Annotated in this window: 19 protein-coding genes; 13 read left to right on the plus strand and 6 right to left on the minus strand. The window is 67.9% G+C overall.

The features are described 5' to 3' along the window. Window positions 1–4: 4 nt before the first annotated feature. The 4 genes from ACIA12_RS31745 to ACIA12_RS31760 are packed head-to-tail and all read left to right on the plus strand — an operon-like array spanning window position 5 to window position 5,251. Window positions 5–1,000, plus strand: a complete 996-nt coding sequence (locus tag ACIA12_RS31745; RefSeq protein ID WP_396370881.1) for a carbohydrate ABC transporter permease — start codon at window positions 5–7, stop codon at window positions 998–1,000. Further along, the gene (locus ACIA12_RS31750) at window positions 1,000–1,812 is read left to right on the plus strand and encodes a carbohydrate ABC transporter permease (protein WP_396370882.1); all 813 of its coding nucleotides are present in this window, start codon (window positions 1,000–1,002) and stop codon (window positions 1,810–1,812) included. Before ACIA12_RS31745 ends, ACIA12_RS31750 begins: the two co-directional genes overlap by 1 nt. Before the next feature lie 17 nt (window positions 1,813–1,829). Beyond that, window positions 1,830–3,434 carry a glucoamylase family protein gene (locus tag ACIA12_RS31755; RefSeq protein WP_396370884.1) on the plus strand — a complete coding sequence of 535 codons (1,605 nt, stop codon included), beginning with the start codon at window positions 1,830–1,832 and terminating at the stop codon, window positions 3,432–3,434. Window positions 3,435–3,445: 11 nt separating this feature from the next. After that, window positions 3,446–5,251: a xylan 1,4-beta-xylosidase gene (locus ACIA12_RS31760; RefSeq protein WP_396370885.1), complete on the plus strand. Its 1,806-nt coding sequence runs from the start codon at window positions 3,446–3,448 to the stop codon at window positions 5,249–5,251. On the opposite strand, the gene ACIA12_RS31765 is transcribed toward ACIA12_RS31760, so the two are convergent. Then, window positions 5,244–5,747 (minus strand): MaoC family dehydratase, encoded by a 504-nt coding sequence (locus ACIA12_RS31765; protein ID WP_343982806.1) that lies wholly within the window; start codon window positions 5,745–5,747, stop codon window positions 5,244–5,246. The genes ACIA12_RS31760 and ACIA12_RS31765 overlap by 8 nt on opposite strands. A gap of 164 nt (window positions 5,748–5,911) precedes the next feature. Here ACIA12_RS31765 and ACIA12_RS31770 point away from each other — a divergent pair, with 164 nt between their 5' ends. Next, window positions 5,912–6,892 carry an ArsR/SmtB family transcription factor gene (locus tag ACIA12_RS31770; protein ID WP_396370886.1) on the plus strand — a complete coding sequence of 327 codons (981 nt, stop codon included), beginning with the start codon at window positions 5,912–5,914 and terminating at the stop codon, window positions 6,890–6,892. On the opposite strand, the gene ACIA12_RS31775 is transcribed toward ACIA12_RS31770, so the two are convergent. Continuing rightward, window positions 6,889–7,407: a general stress protein gene (locus tag ACIA12_RS31775; RefSeq protein WP_396370887.1), complete on the minus strand. Its 519-nt coding sequence runs from the start codon at window positions 7,405–7,407 to the stop codon at window positions 6,889–6,891. The genes ACIA12_RS31770 and ACIA12_RS31775 overlap by 4 nt on opposite strands. A 74-nt stretch (window positions 7,408–7,481) precedes the next feature. On the opposite strand from ACIA12_RS31775, the gene ACIA12_RS31780 reads away from it, so the two are divergent. Beyond that, complete coding sequence (locus ACIA12_RS31780) at window positions 7,482–8,588, plus strand: magnesium and cobalt transport protein CorA (protein ID WP_396370888.1); 1,107 nt, start codon at window positions 7,482–7,484, stop codon at window positions 8,586–8,588. 203 nt (window positions 8,589–8,791) lie between these two features. Continuing rightward, window positions 8,792–9,820 (plus strand): ArsR/SmtB family transcription factor, encoded by a 1,029-nt coding sequence (locus ACIA12_RS31785; RefSeq protein ID WP_396370889.1) that lies wholly within the window; start codon window positions 8,792–8,794, stop codon window positions 9,818–9,820. Here the strand turns inward: ACIA12_RS31785 and ACIA12_RS31790 are convergent. After that, a complete protein-coding gene (locus tag ACIA12_RS31790; protein WP_396370890.1) occupies window positions 9,817–12,597 on the minus strand; it encodes a BTAD domain-containing putative transcriptional regulator in 2,781 nt (926 codons plus the stop codon). The genes ACIA12_RS31785 and ACIA12_RS31790 overlap by 4 nt on opposite strands. Before the next feature lie 116 nt (window positions 12,598–12,713). Here ACIA12_RS31790 and ACIA12_RS31795 point away from each other — a divergent pair, with 116 nt between their 5' ends. Further along, window positions 12,714–13,697 (plus strand): ArsR/SmtB family transcription factor, encoded by a 984-nt coding sequence (locus ACIA12_RS31795; protein WP_396370891.1) that lies wholly within the window; start codon window positions 12,714–12,716, stop codon window positions 13,695–13,697. Here ACIA12_RS31795 and ACIA12_RS31800 read toward each other — a convergent pair. Both ACIA12_RS31800 and ACIA12_RS31805 read right to left on the minus strand, forming a co-directional pair. Further along, entirely contained in the window at window positions 13,685–14,875 is a 1,191-nt protein-coding gene (locus ACIA12_RS31800) for an acyl-CoA dehydrogenase family protein (protein ID WP_396370892.1), read from the minus strand. The two genes, ACIA12_RS31795 and ACIA12_RS31800, sit on opposite strands and share 13 nt — an antisense overlap. A gap of 138 nt (window positions 14,876–15,013) precedes the next feature. Continuing rightward, a complete protein-coding gene (locus ACIA12_RS31805; RefSeq protein WP_396370893.1) occupies window positions 15,014–16,684 on the minus strand; it encodes a serine/threonine-protein kinase in 1,671 nt (556 codons plus the stop codon). A gap of 172 nt (window positions 16,685–16,856) precedes the next feature. Between ACIA12_RS31805 and ACIA12_RS31810 the strand changes: the two genes are divergently transcribed. Together ACIA12_RS31810 and ACIA12_RS31815 are read left to right on the plus strand one after the other, a co-directional pair. Then, window positions 16,857–17,525, plus strand: a complete 669-nt coding sequence (locus ACIA12_RS31810; RefSeq protein WP_396370894.1) for a peptidylprolyl isomerase — start codon at window positions 16,857–16,859, stop codon at window positions 17,523–17,525. A gap of 6 nt (window positions 17,526–17,531) precedes the next feature. Continuing rightward, the gene (locus tag ACIA12_RS31815) at window positions 17,532–17,897 is read left to right on the plus strand and encodes a VOC family protein (protein ID WP_396370895.1); all 366 of its coding nucleotides are present in this window, start codon (window positions 17,532–17,534) and stop codon (window positions 17,895–17,897) included. On the opposite strand, the gene ACIA12_RS31820 is transcribed toward ACIA12_RS31815, so the two are convergent. Further along, window positions 17,894–18,868: an HpcH/HpaI aldolase/citrate lyase family protein gene (locus tag ACIA12_RS31820; protein ID WP_396370897.1), complete on the minus strand. Its 975-nt coding sequence runs from the start codon at window positions 18,866–18,868 to the stop codon at window positions 17,894–17,896. The two genes, ACIA12_RS31815 and ACIA12_RS31820, sit on opposite strands and share 4 nt — an antisense overlap. A gap of 152 nt (window positions 18,869–19,020) precedes the next feature. Between ACIA12_RS31820 and ACIA12_RS31825 the strand changes: the two genes are divergently transcribed. The 3 genes from ACIA12_RS31825 to ACIA12_RS31835 are packed head-to-tail and all read left to right on the plus strand — an operon-like array spanning window position 19,021 to window position 21,337. Then, on the plus strand, window positions 19,021–19,977 hold the full coding sequence (locus tag ACIA12_RS31825) for a LuxR C-terminal-related transcriptional regulator (protein WP_396370898.1): 957 nt from the start codon (window positions 19,021–19,023) through the stop codon (window positions 19,975–19,977). Then, window positions 19,967–20,776: a hypothetical protein gene (locus ACIA12_RS31830; RefSeq protein WP_396370899.1), complete on the plus strand. Its 810-nt coding sequence runs from the start codon at window positions 19,967–19,969 to the stop codon at window positions 20,774–20,776. Before ACIA12_RS31825 ends, ACIA12_RS31830 begins: the two co-directional genes overlap by 11 nt. A gap of 33 nt (window positions 20,777–20,809) precedes the next feature. Further along, entirely contained in the window at window positions 20,810–21,337 is a 528-nt protein-coding gene (locus ACIA12_RS31835; RefSeq protein WP_396370901.1) for a hypothetical protein, read from the plus strand. The last annotated feature ends 33 nt before the right edge of the window (window positions 21,338–21,370 follow it).

Below are 21,370 nucleotides of genomic sequence, written 5' to 3' on the forward strand. Positions count from 1 at the left end.
CGCGGTGAACTCGACATCAGTACAAAGCTCGGACAAGAACGCCGCCGCGCGCTCCGCGCGCGGCGGCGGGGTGGGGGTCGGGCGCGGAGCAGCCCGCGGTGCGGGCGGGCGCGGCGGCCGCTCGGCGGCCGCCGGCCGCCAGACCGCGGCTGCGTGGATCTTGACGCTCCCCTTCGTCGTGCTCTTCCTGGCGTTCACCGCCGGGCCTGTCCTGGGGTCGCTCGGGATGAGTTTCACCGACCTGAAGCAGCGGGATCTTCGGACGCCGTTCGCGGTGAACGGGGTTGGGTTCAGCAACTACCTCAAGGCTTTCCAGGACGAGACGTTTCGGAAGGCCGCGCTGAATACGGCGTACTTCGTGCTGGTGGGTGTGCCGTTGACGCTTGTGCTCGCCCTCGCGGCGGCGGTGTTGCTGGATCGCGGTGTCAAGCGGTTCCAGAGCCTGTTCAAGGTCGCCTACTACCTGCCGGTGATCACCTCGATCGTCGCGATCGCCGTGATCTGGCGGTTCGTGCTGGCACCGGACTCCGGACTGCTCAACACCGTCCTGTCCTGGGTCGGGATCGACGGGCCGAACTGGCTCGCGTCCAAGACCTGGGCGATGCCGTCGCTGATCATGATGGCCGTCTGGCGCAACTTCGGCTCGGCGATGATCATCTTCCTGGCCGGCCTGCAGGGCATCCCGGCCGCCGTCGAGGAGGCCGGCCAGCTCGACGGCGCGGGCGCCTGGCAACGGTTCAGGTACCTGATCGTGCCGTTGCTCCGGCCGACGATCCTCTTCACCAGCGTGACGACGGGGATCGGCTATCTGCAGTTCTTCGAGGAGCCGTTCGTGATGACCGACGGCGGGCCACTGAACAGCACGATCTCGGTGGGGATGTACACCTACGAGCAGTTCAGCTTCGGCAACTACGGCTTCGCCACCGCGATGAGCTACATCCTGTTCGTCGTCATCGCCGTGGTCACCTTCATCCAGTTCCGGCTGCTGAGGGAGAAGTGATGAGACGCACCTGGTGGATCTACCTGATCGCGGTCCTCGGCCTGGTCGCGGTGGCCGCGCCGTTCCTGTGGATGCTGCTCGGCAGCTTCAAGACCCAGGGCGAGCTGCTCCGGGTCCCGCCGACCTGGTTGCCCGAGGCACCGACCACGCAGAACTACGACGACCTGTTCAGCAAGGCCAACTTCCCCCGGTACTTCCTCAACTCCACGATCGTCGCGCTCGCCGTGACGGCCGGCAACCTGCTGTTCTGCTCGATGGTCGGCTACGCCCTGGCGAAGCTGAACTTCCACGGCCGCAACGCCCTGTTCGTCCTCGTCCTGGGCACCTTGATGATCCCGGGCGTGGTCACCTTCGTACCGCTGTTCGTGCTCGTCACCAACGCCGGGCTGGCCAACAGCTACCCCGGCCTGATCCTGCCGTTCCTGGTCTCGCCGTTCGGCGTGTTCCTGATGCGGCAGTTCTTCCAGGGCCTGCCCGACGACCTGATGGACGCCGCCCGGGTGGACGGCACCAGCGAGCTCGGCATCTTCGCCCGGATCATGCTCCCGTTGACCAGGCCCGCGCTGGCCACCCTCGGGATCCTCACCTTTCTCGGTTCCTGGAACAACTTCCTCTGGCCGCTCGTGGTGGCCCAGACCGAGGAGAAGTACACCCTGCCCGTCGCACTGGCGTTGTACTCGACCGGACAGAACGCGCAGAACTTCGGCCTGCTGATGGCCGGCGCGGTCGTCGTCGTGGTCCCGGTACTGGTGATCTTCCTGGCCTTCCAGCGCCACGTCACCAAGGGCATCGCCATCACCGGTTTCAAATAATCTCTCTGGAGGCTCGGATGACCGCCAACATCACCCGACGCACGTTGCTAGCAGCCACGACCACCGCCGCCATCGCCGGCTCCACCGGCCTCACGACCAGCTCGTACGCCGGCCAGTATCAAGGTCGGGCGGCAGCCCTGGATCCCGGAAAACTACTCCGCGGCAACTGGCACCCAAGTCGCCAGGACCGTGCCCTGGTAGGCCGTTGGGCCAGGGACACCTGGCGCAGCCTGGTCGCGATGACCGACGAACACACCGGCCTGCCCGCGGACAACATCGGCGACTCGGTGACGAGCCCGGTCCGCAGCAAGTACACGTCACCGACCAACATCGGCGGCTATCTGTGGAGCGTCGTCGTCGCCCGCCACCTCGGCATCATCTCGCCGCAGGAGTCGCTGCGCCGGATCACCCAGACGCTGACCACGATGAAGAACGTCGACCACCACGAGCCCAGCGGGATGTTCTTCAACTGGTACGACGAATCGACCGGCGAGGTCCGCTACGTCGACCCGGACGGCACCAAGCCGATCACGCCGTTCGTGTCGAGCGTCGACAACGGCTGGTTCGCCTGCGCGCTGATGGTGGTCCGCAACGCCGAGCCGCGCGCCCGGGCACTCGCGGACTCGTTGCTCAACAAGATGAACTTCGCCTACTACTACAACCCGGCGGCCCGGCCGGGCGGCCTGATGCGCGGCGGCTTCTTCGAGACGCCGCCACCGGACGAGGAGACCGACAAGGGCAACCACGCCGGTACCGGTCCGGACGTGTACTACCGCAAGTTCCACTACGACACCCTCAACACCGAGGCCCGGATCGCCGGGTACGTCGGATTCGTCCTCGGCCAGGTGCCGCACACGCAGTACTTCGCGACGTACCGGACCTTCCCGGAGACCTGCGACTGGTCGTGGGTGGAGCAGCAGCCCGTCGGCGTCCACCGTACGTATCTCGGGCTCGATGTCTACGAGGGCACCTACTCCTATCGCGGATTTCGGCTCGTGCCGTCCTGGGGCGGCGACATGTTCGAGTCGTTGATGCCTGACCTGTTCGTTCCGGAGGCGACCTGGGCGCCGCGCAGTTGGGGGATCAACCACCCGCTGACCGTCCGGGCGCAGATCGAGCACGGGCTCGACGAAGCGAAGTACGGGTACTGGGGCTTCTCCCCCGCGTCGAACCCGAAGGGCGGCTACTCGGTCTACGGTGTCGAGCCGATCGGGATGGATCCAGGCGGATACCCGTCGGACCTGGAGGGCACCAACTTCGACAGCGGATTCGGCGACTGCCGCGCGGGCGTCAACCCGAACCCGACGTACGGCGATGGCGTGGTCACCCCGCATGCGGCGTTCCTGGCGATGTCGTACGCGCCGCGGCAGGCGATCGAGAACCTGAGCAAGATCGAGCGGGACCTGCACGCGTACGGCACGGGCGGCTTCTACGACGCGGTCGCGGTGAAGTCGGGGCTGATCGCCAAGCGGTACCTGGCGCTCGACCAGGCGATGGTGATGGGTGCCATCGGCAACGTCTTCGGCAACGACCTGATCCGGCGCAACTTCGCCGACCGGCGGGCCGAGCGAGGGATCCGGCCACTGATCGCGATGGAGCAGTTCGGATCTGGGATCGAGTGACGGGGAGCGGCATGCCGAGCGACGCGAAGGCTGACTGGGACGAGCGGATCGCGATCCGCAGCGACGAGAGTCGCGAAGTGGAGCTGCCGGAGCTGGATCCGCCGGCGTCGGTGACGGCGGTGGGTGGAGTCGGGCAGGTGACGGTGGACTGGACGCCGGTGCCGGGCGCGGTCGGGTACGTGATCCTGCGCGGTACCGGCTCGCAGGACCTCGAACCGGTCGACCACCACAGCGGTGACATCTTGTCGGTGCCTTCGCCGCCGTACGTCGACACGACCTGCACACCCGGTACGGCGTACAGGTACGCGGTGGCGAGTGTGCCGGAGGTGACTGTGCACGGCCGCCCGAGCCCTTCGGTGGAGGGTACTCCATTGGTTGCTGATGGCAACGTACCTGGCGTCCGGTTGATCGTCGATGCCGTTGCCGAGGGCACTGAATTGCAGCGGCCGTGGGTGCCGATGATCGGCAGCGAGCGGCTCAGCCAGCTGCTGTGCAAGGACCTCACCGGCGGACGGGAGATCGGCGGCGAGCTCGAGGACGCGTTGCGCCGCATGCATGATGAGATCGGGGTGCGGACGGTTCGGGCGCACGCGATCTTCCATGACGACACCCACGTGATCGGTGCTGAGGACTATGACTTCAGCGTGGTGGACGCGATCTACGACAAGCTGCTGGGGATCGGGCTGCGGCCGGTGGTGGAGCTCGGGTTCATGCCGCGGGAGCTCGCGTCGGATCCGTCGAGGACCGTCTTCGAGTACGGCGCGATCATCTCGCCGCCGGCGTCGTACGAGCGCTGGTACGACCTGGTGCGCGGGCTGGTCGGGCATCTCGTGGAGCGGTACGGGCTCGACGAGGTGCTGGGCTGGGACTTCGAGGTGTGGAACGAGGCGAACCTCGAGGTCTTCTGGTCCGGCACCAAGGCCGAATGGATGCATCTGTACGACGTGAGCGCGGCCGCGGTGAAGTCCGTCGACGAGCGGCTGGCCGTCGGCGGTCCATCCTCGGCGGCGGCCGGGTGGGTGGACGACCTGCTCGCACATGCGGCCGCTCATGGCACGCCGGTGGATTTCGTCACGACGCACACCTACGGGAGCCCGCCGCTCGACGTACAGGCATCGCTGGATCGGCATGGGTTCAGCGCGGCGCGGATCCTGTGGACCGAGTGGGGGGTGACGCCGCGGCACTTCAACCCGATCAACGACTCGGTCTTCTCCGGGGTGTTCCTGCTGCGCGGGATGCGGTCGGCGGCCGGGCGGGTGGAGGCGCTGTCCTACTGGGTCGCATCAGACCACTTCGAGGAGCTGGGGCGACCGCCGCGGTTCCTGCACGGCGGCTTCGGGTTGCAGACGGTCGGCGGGCTGCCGAAACCGCGCTTCCACGCGCTGACGCTGCTGAGCCGGCTCGGCCCCGTCGAACTCCCGGTGACCTTCGAAGGCGACGGCGGCGGAAGCCTGGTGGAGGCCTGGGCGTCCCGGGATCGCGACCGCATCGCCGTACTGCTGTGGAACCTGACCCTGGACCAGTCGAAAGCGGACGGCGCTGCGGAGCTGACCCGCGAGATCACGCTGTCGTTCCCGGGAGTCGATCCGACCTGGCTGGCCACCGCCACCTGGCTCACCGCAGGCGAAGGCTCAGGAGACCTGGTGGCGGAGGCAGCTGCGCTCGGGGTCGGTGACTGGCCGACTGACGAGCAATGGGGCGAGCTGGCCGAGCGCAGTCAGCTCCACACGTCGCCGGTCGAACGTACCGGCGAAGACCTCACCATCACTCTGCAGATGCCATCAGCCGTCCTGATCGAGCTGCGGCCGTCTAACTGAGCGGGGTCGGTCGACCTGGTTGTTCGCCGCCGCGGGCTTCCAGGTAGGAGTTTTTGGGGACCATTACCTTGCGGGTGAAGAGGCAGACGACGGTGCCGTCTTGTTTGTAGCCTTTGGTTTGGACCTGGACTATGCCTCGGTCGTCCTTGGAGGTGGACTCCCACTTGTCCAGGACGACCGTTTCGCCGTAGATGGTGTCGCCGTGGAAGGTGGGGGCGACGTGGCGCAGGGATTCGATCTCCAGGTTGGCGATCGCCTTGCCGCTGACGTCGGGGACCGACATGCCGAGCAGGATCGAGTAGATGTAGTTGCCAACTACAACGTTCTTGCCGAACTGGGTGGTCTGCTCGGCGTAGTTGGCGTCCAGGTGCAGCGGATGGTGGTTCATGGTGAGCAGGCAGAACAGGTGGTCGTCGGACTCGGTGACCGTCTTGCCGGGCCAGTGCTTGTAGACCGCGCCGACCTCGAACTCCTCGTAACTGCGACCGAACTGCATCCCTGCTCCTTCCGATGTCCCCGTCCCGAGGCCCATGCTGCCCAAACCCGGGCGCCGGCGGCAGTACCGCGCCGCGTGGCCTACCTCTCAGTAGGGTTGCGGCCGGGCGAGAGATGCGTCACGCGGTGAGCCATCGGTAAGGGGCAGCTGTTTCTCTGGGCCACATGCTGCGGATTCACTTCACGGCCGACGACCTCGCCCGTACTACGCTCGCCGCCGAGCCGGACCCGCTCTGGGAGGTGCTGCTGAGCCTGCACATGCTGCAGGTCGACGACGACCCCGTGGCCTACGGCACCTGGCGGCAGCGGATGCGCCGGACGCTCCCGCGGGAGACAGTGGGCCCGCTGGCCGCCCTTGCTCCGCCGGTCGGCTACTCCCCCGACTTCCTGACGCCTTCGTCCCAGTCGAGCGGGCTCGACCACGCCCTTGACCTCATGCTGTCCGTACCCCGCCGCCAACTGCGCAGCGATCTGTCCCGGCTGTCCACCCGCCGTACCGCGGCCACGTGGGTCCGCCAGCTCGCCGAGGCCCGTCCGGAGACCCTGCATCGGCTGGGCCACTCAGTACGCGTCTACCACCGCGAGGCGCTGGCCCCGTACTGGTCGTCGCTGCGGTCAGCCGTGCAACTGGACAACCGGCGACGCATGCAGCAACTGACGGCCGATGGTGTCGCCTCGATGATCGAGGCGATCCACCCGGCCGCACGCTGGCGCGGCGAGACGCTGGAGATCTCAGCCTTCGCCGACGAGGAGCTGCAACTCAACGGCCGGGGCCTGCGCCTGCAGCCGTCGTACTTCTGCTGGCGGGATCCCACGAAGCTGCTGGACGCCGACCTGCCGCCGGTGCTCGTGTTCCCCATCCGGCACGCCACTGGGCTGATGCAGCAGACCAAGACGGACGCCGACAGCCAGGAGCGGCTGTCCGCCCTGGTGGGCAAGACCCGGGCGACGGTGCTGGCGCTGACCATCGAGGGTGCGACCACTACCCAGTTGGCCCGCTCCTGCGACATCACCCTCGCGACGGCCAGCCACCAGACCGCCGTACTACGCGACGCCGGCCTGATCGTGTCCCGGCGCCAGGGGAAGTCAGTCATCCACCAGGCAACCACCCTCGGCGTCGCACTACTGGACGGCACGACTCCTTAGTTGGTCTGCTCCGGCAGCCGGGGAGCAACCTCGCCCTTGAGCGCCAGCTTGGCCAGGTGATTGCGGGCCTCTTCAGCGAACTTGAAGTCGCACAGTACGTCGTACGTCGTCGCCACCACCGCGGTCCGCGAGGTGAAGTCACGGCGTCCGGCGGTCTGGGCATACCCGATCGCGCCGAACACCGTCCCGAAGACCGCGCCGAGCACCACGCCGGTGAGGAGCGCGGCCAGCCAGCCGCCGTTGCCGTTGGTGAACAGCCCGAGCAGCACACCGACGAACAGGCCGAACCAGGCACCGCTGGCCAGGCCGGCGGTGAGCGCCCGGCCCCAGGTCAGCCGCCCGGTGATCTTCTCCACCTGGCGCAGGTTGTTGCCGACGATGGTGGTGTGCTCGACCGGGAACTTCTCGTCCGAGAGGTAGTCGACCGCTCGCTGTGCCTCCCGGTACGTGTCGTAGGTCCCGATCGTCAGGCCGGTCGGCCGGGGGTCTGTCGAACCCATGCCTTGCGTGGTCATCGTCGTTCCTCTCGCTTGCGTCCAACTCCATCATTGCCGACGAGTGGTGACGGCACATTGATAGCCTCGCCTCGATGGCCGGGCGGAAGTGGGACATGGGCGCGACACGCCGGGTAGGACGCGTCTTCGCGCGCCGTCCCCCGGGTACCGACGCACCCCTGGATCTGGTCGGCAGCGGCAAGCTGGACGGCGCCCTGGTCGACTGGGCCTACTACCGCGACGGCCGTCGCGACACCAGGTCCGGATCGTACGTCGACGCGCTCACCCGGGCCAGGCGTGGCGACGGTTTCGTCTGGATCGGGCTGTTCGAGCCGAACGAGCACCAGCTGGCCGTGATCGGCAGCGAGTTCGGGCTGCACAAGCTGGCTCTGGAGGACGCCACCGAGGCGCACCAGCGGCCCAAGCTGGAGCGGTACGGCGACACACTGTTCGCAGTACTGAAGACTGTCCGGTACGTCCCGCACGACGACCTGACCGCCACCAGCGAGGTGGTGGAGTCCGGTGAGGTGATGGTGTTCTGCGGGCCCGGCTTCGTGATCACCGTGCGGCACGGGGACCACGGCGAGCTGACCGGGTTGCGGCAGGAGCTGGAGAAGTCGCCCGAGCGACTGGCTGCCGGACCGGGTGCTGTCCTGCACGCGATCGCCGACCATGTGGTGGACAGCTACCTGGCCGTCGCGGACGCGGTACAGGCCGACATCGACCTGATCGAGATCGAGATGTTCAGCCCGCGCGGCTGGCGCAACATCGACCGGGTCTACCAGCTCAAGCGCGAGGTACTGGAGCTGAAGCGCGCGGTGGCGCCGCTGACCGGCCCGATGCGGCTGCTGTCGACGCTGCCGCACCCGATGATCGGCGACGACATCCGGAACTACTTCCGCGACGTCGACGACCACCTGTTGCGGGTGAAGGAACAGGTCATCTCCTTCGACGAACTGCTCAGCTCGATCCTGCAGGCCGGGCTGGCCCAGGTACAGGTGTCGGAGAACGACGACATGCGCCGGATCTCGGCCTGGGTCGCGATCATCGCGGTACCGACGCTGGTGGCCGGCGTCTACGGGATGAACTTCGAGAACATGCCCGAGCTGACCTGGCACTACGGGTACTACGGCGCGCTCGGCCTGATGGCGGTCGCCTGCACCGTGCTCTACATGCTGTTCAAACGGAACAGATGGCTCTGAGGTTTCACCGCTTCTACAGGTTCGGCAGCCGGTTGGCAACCTCGTGCCATGGCCGCCAGTGCCCCGCCGGACTATGTCAGATCCGGTTGTTGGTGCCCCCCGGCGCCTGATTCAATCGACAGGTCGCTTTCGGTCAGCGATCCGCCACATTCTGCGACCGACGGCATCTGGGGGATGTCGTGATCTGGATCAGGGAGGGCCCCATGCTCCGCATACATTTCACGCCGCGCGATCTTGCCCGGACGACGGTGTCGACCAGGCCCGCGCCGTCGTGGGAGATCCTGCTCAGCCTGCACATGCTGCAGCACTCCGAGGGCCGGCTGATCTTCGAGGACTGGCGCCGTTCGATCCGGACCCGGGTGACCCCGGACCAGATGCGGCTGCTGCTCGAGCTGACCCCGGCCAAGGGCTACTCACCTGACTTCCTCACCCCGGCCGAGTCCGCACCGGACTTCGAGACCGGGCTGGACCTGATGCTGTCGACGCCGAAGGTGCAACTGCGCAGCCAGTTGGAGCTGCTGAGCAAGTACCGGCCGGTCTCGCCGTGGACCCGCGAGCTCGCCCAGGGCGACAGCAGTTCGCTGCACAAGCTGGGCCGGGCCATCCGGTCGTACCACGACGCCGCGATCGCGCCGTACTGGAAGTCGATCGGCACGCACGTGTCCGCGGACCACTCGCACCGCGGTGAGGCGCTGGCCCGGCACGGTGTCGACCGGCTGCTGTCCACGCTGCACCCGCGGGTCCGCTGGGTCGCGCCGGTGCTGCAGGTGCTGGACATGAACGACCGCGACCTCTACCTGGATGGCCGTGGCATCGAGCTGCAGCCGTCCGCGTTCTGCTGGCAGGTGCCGACCAAGCTGCGCGATCCCGAGCTCAAGCCGATCCTGGTCTACCCGATCCAGCACGCGCCGGGCATCCTGCGCCAGTCGTCAGTCGATTCGGGTGCGTCCTCGGACGTCCTCGGCTCATTGCTCGGCTCGACAAGGGCGGCCGCTCTGGAAGCCACCGTGACCGGCTGTACGACGACCGAGCTGGCCCGCCGTTGCAAGATCTCCCCGGCCGCGGCCAGCCACCAGGCGACTGTGCTGCGCGAGGCGGGGTTGATCACCACGCGTCGGGTGGGGGCATCCGTGCGGCATGAGGTCACCCAACTGGGGATCTGGCTTTTGTCCGGCCACGGCTCGGGCAGTGTGCGGCCGCGTATCGCAGTACCGGATGCTCTGGTGCGTTAGGGCTCTTCTACTCGGTCTAGTTCGGCGAGTAGGGCATCAAGGTCGCTGCCTGCCTCGCGTAGCCGCTCGGTGCCGTGCTCGGCGATCAGTGCACGGGTCTGGGCGGCTGCTGCCCGGCCTCGCTCGATGTCACCGGCTGCGTACCGGGCGAGCGCCAGCCGGGGCAGCCTGTTGGCCACACCCACCAGGTAGTTGTCGCGGCGGTGCAGTGCCAGTGAGGTCTCGAACCGGTCGGCGGCCTCGGCATGCCGCCCCAACCCGGTCAGGGCCTGCCCGAGGGTGTCCATCGCATGGGCGAGGTAACGCTGGTTGACCAGAGGCCTACCGACCTCGGCTGCCTCGGTGGCGAACTCCACTGCTTCGGCGAACCGGCCGGTCACGACGTAGGTCATCGCTAGGTTGATCAGCAGGGTGGCGATCGCATGGGGCTCGCCCTGGCTGCGATTGAGCTCCAGGCCCCGTTCGAGGTGCTGGACGGCCAGATCGGTGGCGCCGCGGAGCTGGTACAGAAAACCGAGGTTGCCGCGCACAAGTGCTTCACCAGCAGGGCTGTCGATCGCCAGGAACATCTCCAGCGACCGCTGCAGCAGCGCCTCGGTCTGATCCAGGTCGCCGACCACACCATGGCTGGTGGCGAGCTGGTTGAGGGCCATCGCCTCGACCAGCTGGTCTCCGGCCAGCTCGGCAGAGGCCGCGGTGATCTGCTGCAGCTCGATCGCCTCGGTCGCGCTCACCAGTGCCGCGAGCGGTGCCCACAGTTGGAGGCCCAGCTTGGCTGCCTGCTCGTGGAATCCACGGGCCGCGGCCGCGCGGACGATCGCCATCAACGAGCGCAGTTCGAGTTCCAGCCAGGCCTGGGCGGCAGGCCGATCGGCGAACTGCATCGGCTGGGTCCCGGGCAGTGGGGCGTCGAGGTATTTCAGCCTGTTCGGCTCGCCCTTGGCTCCGCGGGCCGCCTCTGCCGAGTGAATGGCCCAGTCCAGCAGCCGGCGCCAGGCAGCGTCGGCGTCCTCTTCACTGTCGACCTCGCGGACCTGTTCGCCGGCATACGCGCGCAGTAGGTCGTGGAGCTGGTACCGGTCGGCACCGGTCTCGTCCAGGAGGTGCAGGTCGACCAGCCGACGCAGCAGCCGGACCGCGACCCGGTCGCTGACACCAGCGAGAGCGGCCGCGCCCGCTGCGGAGAACCGGCGAGCCGGGTGCAGGCCGAGCAGCCGGAAGAACCTGGCAGCGTCGGGATCGAGAGCCCGGTACGACCAGGAGAACACCGCTCGCAGGTCGGTCGCCGGGTCATCACCGGTGTCGAGCACATCGAGCCAGCGATGCTCCAGTTCTTGGACCAACTCCTCGAGGCCAGCAGTGGAGCGACTTGCGACCTGCTCGGCCGCGATCACCAGCGCCAGCGGCAGGTGGTTGCAGCGGTCGGCCAGCTGGTCGAGAAGCTCGGCATCGGCGTCCAGTACGCCGATCCGCTCGCTCAGCAAGGCCCGTGCGTCGACTCCCGAGAGCTGGTCGACCGCGATCTGCTGGGCGCCCTCCCGGACCACCAGCCCACGCAAGCGGCTGCGTGACGTGATGAGCACGGTCCCGCCCGACCCGGGCAGCAGCGGCCGCACCTGCTCGGCATCACGCGCGTTGTCGAGCACCAGCAACACCCGTCTGGTCGCCAGCGTCGACCGCAGCAGAGCACTGCGACTGTCCACATCGGGCTGGATGTTCTCGGTCGGTACGCCGAGACCGTGCAGCAGGTATCCCAGGGCGACCGAAGGATCTACCGGTTCGCCTGGCCCGTAGCCACCGAGGTCTGCGAACAGCACGCCGTCGGGGAAGTCCGCTGCGACCCGGTAGCCCCAGTGGACGGCCAGGCTGGTCTTGCCGGCGCCACCTGGTCCATGCAGCACGATCGTCAGGGTGGACTCATTGCCCTGGTCGCAGTACGCCCGGTCAAGAGCGGCCAGTGCCTGCTTGCGGCCGGTGAAGCCAGGCACATCAGCGGGCAACTGGTTGGGAGCCACTGGCTTCTCGGCCGACTCCCCGGCGAGCAGCTCGGTGTAGATCGTGCGCAGCTCGGCTCCGGGGTCCACTCCCAGCTCATCGGCGATGCGCTGGCGAATCGACTCGTACAGCTCCAGGGCTTCCGCAGTACGGCCGGTCTCGGCGAGTAGACGCAGGAGGCGGGCCCAGAGGGATTCGCGGAGGGGGTGTTCGGCGGCCAGCTCTCTCAACTGGAGCAGTAGTTCGGCGTACGGGGCGTCGGTGGGTCGGAGGTCGACCAGGCGTTCGATGGCGCCCAGTCGCTGCTCGATGAGCCGGGGCGTCTCGATGGCTTCCAGCCAGTCTGAGCGGACTCCCTCGAAGGGTCGGCCACCCCACAGCGCCAGGGCTTCGAGCAGTCCGGCGTACTCGCGTTGTGGGTCGGTCTGCTTGGCCGCAGTACGGAGCAGGCGGCTGAAGCGCAGGGCGTCGACCTGGTCCGGCTCGAGTCGCAGGCTGTATCCGGTGGGGCCGGTGACCACGAAGCCGGCGCCGACACTGCGGCGCAGCCTGGTCATCAGCGTGTGCAGGCTCGGCCCGATATTGGCCGGTGGCTCGTCGCCCCAGATCCTGTCGGCCAGTACGCCGGTGGGCAGCGGCTCCCCGACCGCCAGCGCCAGCACGACCAGCAGCGCCCGGACCCGCTCGCCGCCGATCTCCACCGGGCGCCCGTCCACGTGGATGCCGACAGTGCCCAGCAACCGGATGGAGACCCCCGGTTCAGGGCCCGATCGCTGTGTCATCTGCCTCCGCTCCCCAGCCGCAGGCTGGCAGAGTACCGCGACTGAACCTTTAGCGTGACAGGCTGCTGACAGGCTGTTCCCGGCAAGATTGGAGCACCTAGGAGGGGGCGTTTCGATTGCTGCGGATCCACTTCACCAGTCAGGACCTGACCCGTACGACGCTGGCCGAGGAGCCCGACCCGCTGTGGGAGGTGCTGCTGAGCTTGCACCAGCTCCAGGGCCGCGACGGCGCGGCCCAGTACGGCTACTGGCGTGAGCGGACGCGACGGCAGTTCCCGCGGCATGCGGAGCGGCTGCTGCACCTCACCCCACCCCGCGGCTATTCGCCCGACTTCCTGACTCCCCCGTTCGCCGGCGGCTCCTTCGACGACGCCGTCGAGCAGGTGCTGTCCACTGCGCCCAGCCGGATCAACCAGGAGCTGGAGATGGTCCGGCGGCCCGGATCGAGCTGGACGCGGGACCTGGCAGTGGGGCGCCGTGAGGCGGTCAACAGCCTTGGGCAGTCGCTCCGGATCTATCACCGGCACGCGATAGCTCCGTACTGGGACTCCATCCGCGCCTCGGTCCGGAGCGATCTGCAGCAGCAGGTGAGCAGGATGACCACGTCCGGCGTAGACGACCTGCTGAGCAACCTGCACCCCGCAGTGCGGTGGGAGCGGCCGGTCCTCAAGATCATGGGCTTCCCCGAGCGAGACCTGCACCTCGAAGGCCGCGGGCTACGGCTGCAGCCGTCCGTGTTCTGCTGGCGGACGCCTACCAAGCTGCGCGACCCGCAGCTCTCGCCAGTGCTCGTCTATCCGGTCCGGGAAGCCCCCGGGATGCTCCACCTCACCAGTGTGGAATCCCGTACCGAGCCACTGGCCGCACTGCTCGGCAGTACTCGCGCATCCGCACTAGCGGCTATCTCAGATGTCTGTACGACGACCGAGCTGGCCAGGCGCTGTGACATCTCCCTGGCCGGGGCGAGCCGCCAGGCGGGCATCCTGCGCGAAGCAGGGCTGATCACCACCCGCAGGGCGGGTCAGGCTGTTCTGCACGACCTGACTCCGCTCGGCAAGGCGTTGCTCGACGGCTCAGACCTGCCGATTCACAACTTGTAGTCCTCGAGGAGGCGGCGGCCGATGATCATCCGCTGGATGTCGGCCGTCCCCTCTCCGATCAGCAGCATCGGCGCCTCGCGGTACAGGCGCTCGATCTCGTACTCCTTCGAGAACCCGTAGCCGCCGTGGATCCGGAACGAGTCCTCCACCACCTGTGAGCAGTACTCGCTGGCCAGGTACTTCGCGACGCCGGCCTCGAAGTCGTTGCGCGACCCGGAGTCCTTCTTGCGGGCCGCCTTGACCATCAACTCGTGCGCGGCCTCGACCTTGACCGCCATGTCGGCCAGCCGGAACAGGACGGCCTGGTGCTCGGCGATCTTCTTGCCGAACGTCTCGCGCTGCTGGGCGTACGAGATGCCGAGCTCGAACGCCCGCCGGGCCACCCCGCAGCCGCGGGCGGCGACGTTGACCCGGCCGACCTCGACGCCGTCCATCATCTGGTAGAAACCCTTGCCCGGTACACCGCCGAGCACCTGGTCCGCCGCGATCTCGTACCCGTCGAAGATGAGCTCGGTCGTGTCGACGCCCTTGTAGCCCATCTTCTCGATCTTGCCCGGCACGGTCAGGCCCTTGTCCACCTCGCCGAAGCCCGGCTCCTTCTCGACCAGGAAGGTGGTCATGTTCTTGTAGACCGAGTCGCTGCCCTCGTCGGTCTTGGTGAGAACGGCGACCAGGTTGGCGCTGCCGCCGTTGGTCAGCCACATCTTCTGGCCGTTGATCGTGTAGGTGTCACCGTCTTTGACGGCCTTGGTCTTGATCGCGGCGACGTCGGAGCCGCAGCCGGGCTCCGACATCGAGAACGCGCCGCGCACCTCGCCGGTCGCCATCCGCGGCAGGTACTTCTGCTTCTGCTCGTCGGTACCGTGCTGGAGCAGCATGTACGCGACGATGAAGTGCGTGTTGATGATGCCGGACACGCTCATCCAGCCGCGGGCGATCTCCTCGACGCAGAGCGCGTAGGTGAGCAGCGACTCACCCAGACCGCCGTACTCCTCGGGGATCATCAGCCCGAACAGGCCGAGTTCCTTGAGGCCCTCGACGATCTGGGTCGGGTACTCGTCCTTGTGCTCCAGCTCGGTCGCGACCGGCAGGATCTCGGACTCGACGAAGGCACGCACCGTCTTCAGGATCTCCTCCTGGATGTCGGTGAGTCCCTCGGTCTGCTGCAACCTGCTCATCAGCGGCGCTCCTTCGGTCGGCCCACGTCGACACTACTCGTGAGTATCGCGGGTCCCCCAGCATGCTCGCCACCACCGACACCCGCTGTGACACCGACCACGCTGCAACCGTCGTCTGCCTCACGTACGAGGCTCGGATCAGTTGCGGTTCCAGCCGTTGCCGTCGTCTCCGTCGTTGTTGTCGGCCCGCAAGGCCGCACCGACGGCGGCGAACATCGCGGAGATCTGCGGTGTCGACTGCCAGCGGCCCTGCTGCTGAGCTCCGATCAGCCGCTGCCTGGCTTGCTGGTACTGCTCCACGGCCTCGTCGGTGTCGCCCTGGTCGAGCGCCTTGGCAGCCTGCTCCAAGTCCCTGGCAGCCTCTTGCACGGTGCGCTTGGCGTGCTCTTGCTTGTGGTCCCGGACCATCTGAGCCAACGTCCGCAGTGCCGCCGAGGTGTTGTTGTTCTGCGGCTGGGAGGGCTTCTTGGTGGGCTTCGGCGTCGGCTTCTTGCTGGGCCTCTTGGTCGGAGTAGGCGTCGGAGTCGGAGTTGCCTTCGGCTTGGCAACCGCCTTCACGGTGGACGACGGCGCGGTCGACGGCACTCCCCCGGCCTCGGCCGGCGTATCGGACGACACCCCCTCCCGCAGCAACGCAGCAATCATCACCCCAACCACCAGCACCGCAGCCCCAACCAGCACCCGAGTAAAGGTCACCCGCCGCTTACTAGGCTCCTCCCGCTCCGGATGCTCATCGAACGCCCCCGCAGGCAACAACCCCGCAGCAGCCGGCAACTGCCCGCCCACCGAACCACCGGCGACCGCTGCATCGCCAGCGGCCGCGCCGCCAGACGCCAGCCCAGCCACGCCATAGCCCGCGCCAGCGGCTGCACCGGCCGCAGCATCGCCGTACCCGGCCCCCGCGGCTGCGCCGCCACCCAGCGCACCGGCGGGGCTCCCCGGTTCCACTCCCGTTCCTCCCGCAGGGAGGAGCGGGAGTACTCGGGTGCTGTCGTCCACCGGAGGGGCAGCTGTTGGCTTTAGGTAGGCAGCTAGGGCGGTGGTGGAGGACGGGCGGGCTGCTGGGTCTTTGGCTAGTAGGTGCATGACCAGGTCGGCCAGACCGGGCACTGTGTCAGTACGGCGTACTGGGACTGGGGTTGCGTCCAAGTGCTGGTGCATGACGTCCATGACGTCTGTACCGACGAAGGGGACGGTGCCTTCGAGTAGTTCGTAGAGGACGCACCCGAGGGCGTACCAGTCGCTGGCAGGTGTCGCGCGCTCGCCACGGACCTGCTCGGGCGAGACGTAACCCGCAGTACCGAGGAGGACCGGCCCGGTGGCGCCGTCTACGCCGCTTGCCTGGGCGATGCCGAAGTCGGTGATCTTGAGCGTGCCATCAGGCGCCAGCAGGAAGTTGGCCGGCTTGACGTCGCGGTGCACGATCCCCGCCGCGTGGGCCGCGTCCAACGCGCGTGCGCCCTGCATCGCGATGTCGGCGATGAAGCGCTCGGACGGCAGGCCCTTGGTCCGGAGCAACTGCGCCAGATCGGGACCGTCGACGAGCTCCATCACCAGGAACACCTGGCCGTTCGCAGTACCGACGTCGTACGTCGCGACCACGTTCGGATGGGTCAGCCGGGCCGCTGCCTGCGCCTCGGTGCGGAATCGCTCGACAGCGTCCATCTGGTCGCCCTCGAGCCGACGCAGCAGCTTCACCGCCACCGGCCGGGCCAGGACCGAGTCCTCGCCCCGCCACACCTCGCCCGCGCCGCCATGCCCCAACGGGGCCAGCAATCGATAGCGCCCCGCGAGTACCTCGCCGTTCACACCCAACACCTCACAGTCGGCCGGTTCGCCGCCCTACCCTAGGCGGCTCGTCCACCAGGTGCGAGTCCGGAGCGGAATCCTTCAGCAACCTTTGAACTGCACCGGACGTTTGAAGCAGTTGCTGCCCGCTTTCCGGTGACAGCCCTGTCATGTCAGGACTAGGTTGGCGATCATGTTGCGCAGACTCAGCTTGCTGGTCGTCGCCGGACTTGCCGCGGCGACCCTCACCTCGACCACCGCGGGCGCAGCGCCCGCAGTACCGGCTGGACACCAGCCGCCGACCGTACGGTGCGAGTTCACGCCGACGCCGGAGAACCCAGCCGCCAAGCCGGTCACCGTGCCGAAGGCCACGGCGCTCGCGAAGGGCACCGTCGACGTGTTCTTCGCGACCAACTACGGGCCGTTCGTGGTGCGGATGGACCGGGCCAACGCACCGTGCGGAGTGTCCAGCTTCGTCCACCTGGTGAACAGCCGGTTCTACGACCGGACCCAGTGCTTCCGGCTGACGAACTCGGCCCGGCTGGGCGTGCTGCAGTGCGGTGACATCTACCGCCAGGAGGAGGGCGGACCGGGGTACAAGTTCCCCGACGAGGTGACCGGCAAGGAGACCTACCCGCGCGGTACCGTTGCCATGGGCAACCAAGGGCCGGGGACGAACGGCAGCGAGTTCTTCGTCGTGCACTCGTTCGCCAACATCCCGCCGAACTACACCGTGCTCGGCCACGTCATCTTCGGCATGTCCACCTTCGACCGGATGGTCAAGGCCGGCATCGCCGACCCCGACCAGGACGGCCCGCCCACCTACCCGATCCGCATCCTCAAAGTCCTCACCCTGCGCTGATCCCCGATGACGCTTCAGTTGGGTGTGATCGGGCAGATCTCACGGCCGGTACGCGACATCGAGGTCGCCGTTCGGTGGTACGGCGAAGTGCTCGGGCTGCCGCATCTCTACACCTTCGGCGACCTGGCGTTCTTCGACTGCGCCGGCACCCGGCTCTTCCTGAGCGCACGCGACGAGCCGGCCGGCGAGCCATCGGTCCTGTACTTCCGGGTCGACGACATCAACGCGGCGTACGACGAACTGCGGGCGCGCGGCGTCACCTTCGAGGCGGCGCCGCACCTGATCCACCGGCATGACGACGGGGTCGAGGAATGGATGGCGTTCTTCCTCGACCCCGACGGACATCTGCTGGCGCTGATGTCCCAGGTTTAGCTCTCCGGCTTCCAGACGTCCGTGCGGGTCATGCCGGCGGCGCGGCCCTTGGCGGAGATGACGAGGGCCATTTTGCGGCTCGCCTCGTCGATCATCTCGTCGCCGAGCATGACCGCGCCGCGGGCGCCGCCGGCGGCCGAGGTGAAGTGGTCGTAGGCGTCGAGGATGTTCTCGGCGTGGTCGTAGTCCTCCTGCCGCGGCGAGTAGACCTCGTTGGCGGCGGCGATCTGGTCCGGGTGCAGCACCCACTTGCCGTCGAAGCCGAGGGCGGCGGCGCGGCCGGCCACCCGGCGGAACCCGTCCACGTCCTTGATCTGCAGGTACGGGCCGTCGATCGCCTGCTTGCCGTAGGCGCGGGCCGCCATCAGGATCTGCATCAGGATGTAGTGGTAGGCGTCGCCGACGTCGTAGCCGGGCGGCTGCTCGCCGACCACCAGCGACTTCATGTTGATCGAGGCCATGAAGTCGGCCGGCCCGAAGATGATCGTCTCGACCCGCGGTGAGGCGGCCGCGATCGCGTTCACGTTGGTCAGGCCGAGCGCGTTCTCGATCTGCGCCTCGATCCCGATCCGGCCCTGCTCGTAGCCGTGCACCTTCTCCAACTGGGTCAGCAGCAGGTCGAGCGCGACCACCTGCTCGGCGGTCTGCACCTTCGGCAGCATGATGCAGTCGAGGTTGGCACCGGCGCCGGCGACCACCTCGATCACGTCGCCGTAGGTCCACTCGGTGGTCCAGTCGTTCACCCGGACCACCCGGATCTTGTTGCCCCAGCCGCCCTCGTTCAGCGCGGCGACGACGCTCTTGCGCGCGTCCACCTTCGCGATCGGCGCGACCGAGTCCTCCAGGTCGAGGAACACCTGGTCGGCGTCCAGGCCCTTGGCCTTCTCCAGGAAGCGCGGGTTCGAGCCCGGTGTGGCCAGGCAGGAACGCCTGCTCCGGAGCGCCTTGCTGGTGGTCGTCTGGTCAGCCATCGCCGCATCCTTCAGTCCGGTTACCCGTCGGTCACTCGCAGCGTACGGCGAAACCGCGGGCCGTATGGCGGTGACATCCCTCACGCCCGACGGGGATGTGTCCGGGGTCACCGCCTCCCGGACGACCCCGGGCGTGAGCGATGATCTGTGCTGTGCTGGAGCCTCTCGGACTAACTCGTGCTGAGCAGGACCTCTACGAAGACCTGGTGTCCCGGCTGCCGGTGACCGAGGCGGAGGTCAGTGACCCGGCGGCCGCCAAGCGGTTGGTCGAACTCGGTCTGCTCTCCCTGATGCCCTCCAACCCGCCCCGCTATCTGGTACTCCCGCCCGACATCGCCCTGGAGCTCCTGCTCAGGGACCGCGAGCTGGAGCTGGCTAGGGCGCGGCAGGAGACGGTGCTGCTGGCCACCAGCTTCCACACCAGTACTACGCGCAGTGAGCCGGCTGAGCTGATCGAAGTACTCCGGGGTGAGCCGGAGATCGCCGCGGGCATCGAGCGGCTGGTCCGGAGCGCCAGGAGCGAGGTGTGCTTCTCGGACGCGCCGCCGTTCATGGCTGACCCGAGCCAGGTCCATCAGAACGAACTGGAGCACCTCCGCGAGGGCATCTCCTTCCGCATCCTGTACGACCGGAAGGGGTCGGTCGACCGGCCCGGGCGGCTGGCATCGCGGGTCAGCGGCGTCAACGACGGTGAGCGGGCCCGGGTGGGCGAGGTACCGCTCAAGCTGATCCTGACCGACGGCCCGATGGCATTCGTACCGATCGACATCGGCGCCAGCCAGTACTCCGCTGCGCTGCTGATCCACGATCCGACCCTCGTGGAGACTCTGCAGGCGCTGTTCGAGCTGCTGTGGAGCCGGGCCGTGCCACTGGCCACGTATGCCGGGCAGTCGGGCCGTACGGACCGTCCTACCGAGCAGGAGCGAGAGCTGCTCGCTCTGCTGATGTCAGGGCTCACAGACAGCGAAACGGCGACCCAGCTGGGGTGGACCGAGCGCAATGTCCGCTCCCGGATCGAGCGGATGCGCCAGCGCCTCGGGGCCGACACCAGGTTCCAGGCAGGCCACCAGGCCGTACTCCGGGGATGGCTGGACTCATATGACGGATGACCTCTCCGTGCTCGGCCTGACCCCGGCCGAGCACGCGGCGTACCGGGCTCTGATCGCGCACCAGCCTGTACCGCCCGGTGAGGTGTTGGCGACCCTGGTGGACAAGGGGTTGGCGACACCCGTCGACGGCGGGTATGAGGCGGTGGCGCCGGACATCGCGCTGGAGGTGCTGATCCTCGCCCGCGAGCGGCAACTGCGGGAGGCCCGGGAGCACATCTCGTCGCTCATGGTTGCCTACCGCAAGCATGTGACCTCGCCGCGGCCGACACTGCTCGAGTATGTCGGGGATGCCGATGCTGTGCGGCAGCGGATCGTGCAGGTTCAGCAGGCGGGCCGGCTTGAGGTCCGGAGGCTGATCCGCTCGCCGCAGGTGCCTCTTGAGGTGCACGTCGAGTGCCGCACGATCTACGAGGCGGCCGCTTTGCAGCCGGATCCATGTGGCGAGGTGCGGGTGGTACCGACGCTTCCGGTGGAGCTGTACCTCGTCGACGACCGGATGGCGCTGATCATGCTCGGTGAGGACCGCGCGGCGATCCTGCAGCCATGTGGGCTGCTCGATGCGTACCAGGAGCTGTTCGAGCGGCTGTGGGAGCGGGCGCTGCCCCCTGTGCCCGATGACGAGGCAGAGGCTCGCCTGCTGACCTCGCTGCTGCTATCGGGGCTCTCGGACGGGCAGATCGCTCGTGAGCTTGGGGTGAGCCCGCGGACGGCGCAGCGGAAGCTAGCTGCGCTGATGCAGGAGCTCGGCGCGCAGACACGGTTCCAGGCTGGAGCACAGGCTGCTCTGCGCGACCTCTGATCAGTTGCTCAGGCGGTGTGACAACCTAGGCGGGTGACGACTGACGAGGCTGTTGCGGAGATCGCTGGGGTGATGAAGAAGGCCGGGCTCGTCTGGTTGTCCTGGAACGGTGGGCGGCCCGCACCGGCCTGGTTCGCCACGGTCGACGGGGCGTACGTAGTACTGGCCGACAGGGCGGGGAGTGCTGAGCAGCCGCTGCCTGGGCTGGCTGAGGCGGGGACGGCTGAGGTCGTAGTACCGGCTAAGCCTGCTACTAGCCGGCTGGCTGGGTGGAAGGCGTTGGTACGACGCCTGGATCCCGCTAGCGAGGAGTGGACGGCCGCTGCGCTGGTACTGCGCACAGAGCGGCTCAACGCGGACCACCTGGACACCCAGCTCGACCGCTGGCGGGTGGAAGCCGATCTGCTCGTACTGGAGCCCACTGGTGAGATCACCGAGGCTGTCGGCCGGTACGACGGGCAATCCCGGCTGGAGACACCTGCCGGGAGCAGTGCGACCACCCGCGGCAAGCGCCCGATCACCTTCCACCGGCGCTCCAAGCGGCGTCCCAAGCTGACCTGATTCATGTCCTAAGCAGGGTGAGCGTGCTCGGGG

It is taken from the genome of Kribbella sp. NPDC051620, assembly GCF_044453825.1.
Lineage (GTDB): Bacteria > Actinomycetota > Actinomycetes > Propionibacteriales > Kribbellaceae > Kribbella.

Bases quoted from the DNA above. Each gene is read 5' to 3' on its own strand.
- ACIA12_RS31750 (WP_396370882.1), top strand. From the start codon at position 1,000: ATGAGACGCACCTGGTGGATCTACCTGATCGCGGTCCTCGGCCTGGTC.
- ACIA12_RS31755 (WP_396370884.1), top strand. From the start codon at position 1,830: ATGACCGCCAACATCACCCGACGCACGTTGCTAGCAGCCACGACCACC.
- ACIA12_RS31760 (WP_396370885.1), top strand. From the start codon at position 3,446: ATGCCGAGCGACGCGAAGGCTGACTGGGACGAGCGGATCGCGATCCGC.
- ACIA12_RS31765 (WP_343982806.1), bottom strand. From the start codon at position 5,747: ATGCAGTTCGGTCGCAGTTACGAGGAGTTCGAGGTCGGCGCGGTCTAC.
- ACIA12_RS31770 (WP_396370886.1), top strand. From the start codon at position 5,912: ATGCTGCGGATTCACTTCACGGCCGACGACCTCGCCCGTACTACGCTC.
- ACIA12_RS31775 (WP_396370887.1), bottom strand. From the start codon at position 7,407: ATGACCACGCAAGGCATGGGTTCGACAGACCCCCGGCCGACCGGCCTG.
- ACIA12_RS31780 (WP_396370888.1), top strand. From the start codon at position 7,482: ATGGCCGGGCGGAAGTGGGACATGGGCGCGACACGCCGGGTAGGACGC.
- ACIA12_RS31785 (WP_396370889.1), top strand. From the start codon at position 8,792: ATGCTCCGCATACATTTCACGCCGCGCGATCTTGCCCGGACGACGGTG.
- ACIA12_RS31790 (WP_396370890.1), bottom strand. From the start codon at position 12,597: ATGACACAGCGATCGGGCCCTGAACCGGGGGTCTCCATCCGGTTGCTG.
- ACIA12_RS31800 (WP_396370892.1), bottom strand. From the start codon at position 14,875: ATGAGCAGGTTGCAGCAGACCGAGGGACTCACCGACATCCAGGAGGAG.
- ACIA12_RS31810 (WP_396370894.1), top strand. From the start codon at position 16,857: ATGTTGCGCAGACTCAGCTTGCTGGTCGTCGCCGGACTTGCCGCGGCG.
- ACIA12_RS31815 (WP_396370895.1), top strand. From the start codon at position 17,532: ATGACGCTTCAGTTGGGTGTGATCGGGCAGATCTCACGGCCGGTACGC.
- ACIA12_RS31820 (WP_396370897.1), bottom strand. From the start codon at position 18,868: ATGGCTGACCAGACGACCACCAGCAAGGCGCTCCGGAGCAGGCGTTCC.
- ACIA12_RS31830 (WP_396370899.1), top strand. From the start codon at position 19,967: ATGACGGATGACCTCTCCGTGCTCGGCCTGACCCCGGCCGAGCACGCG.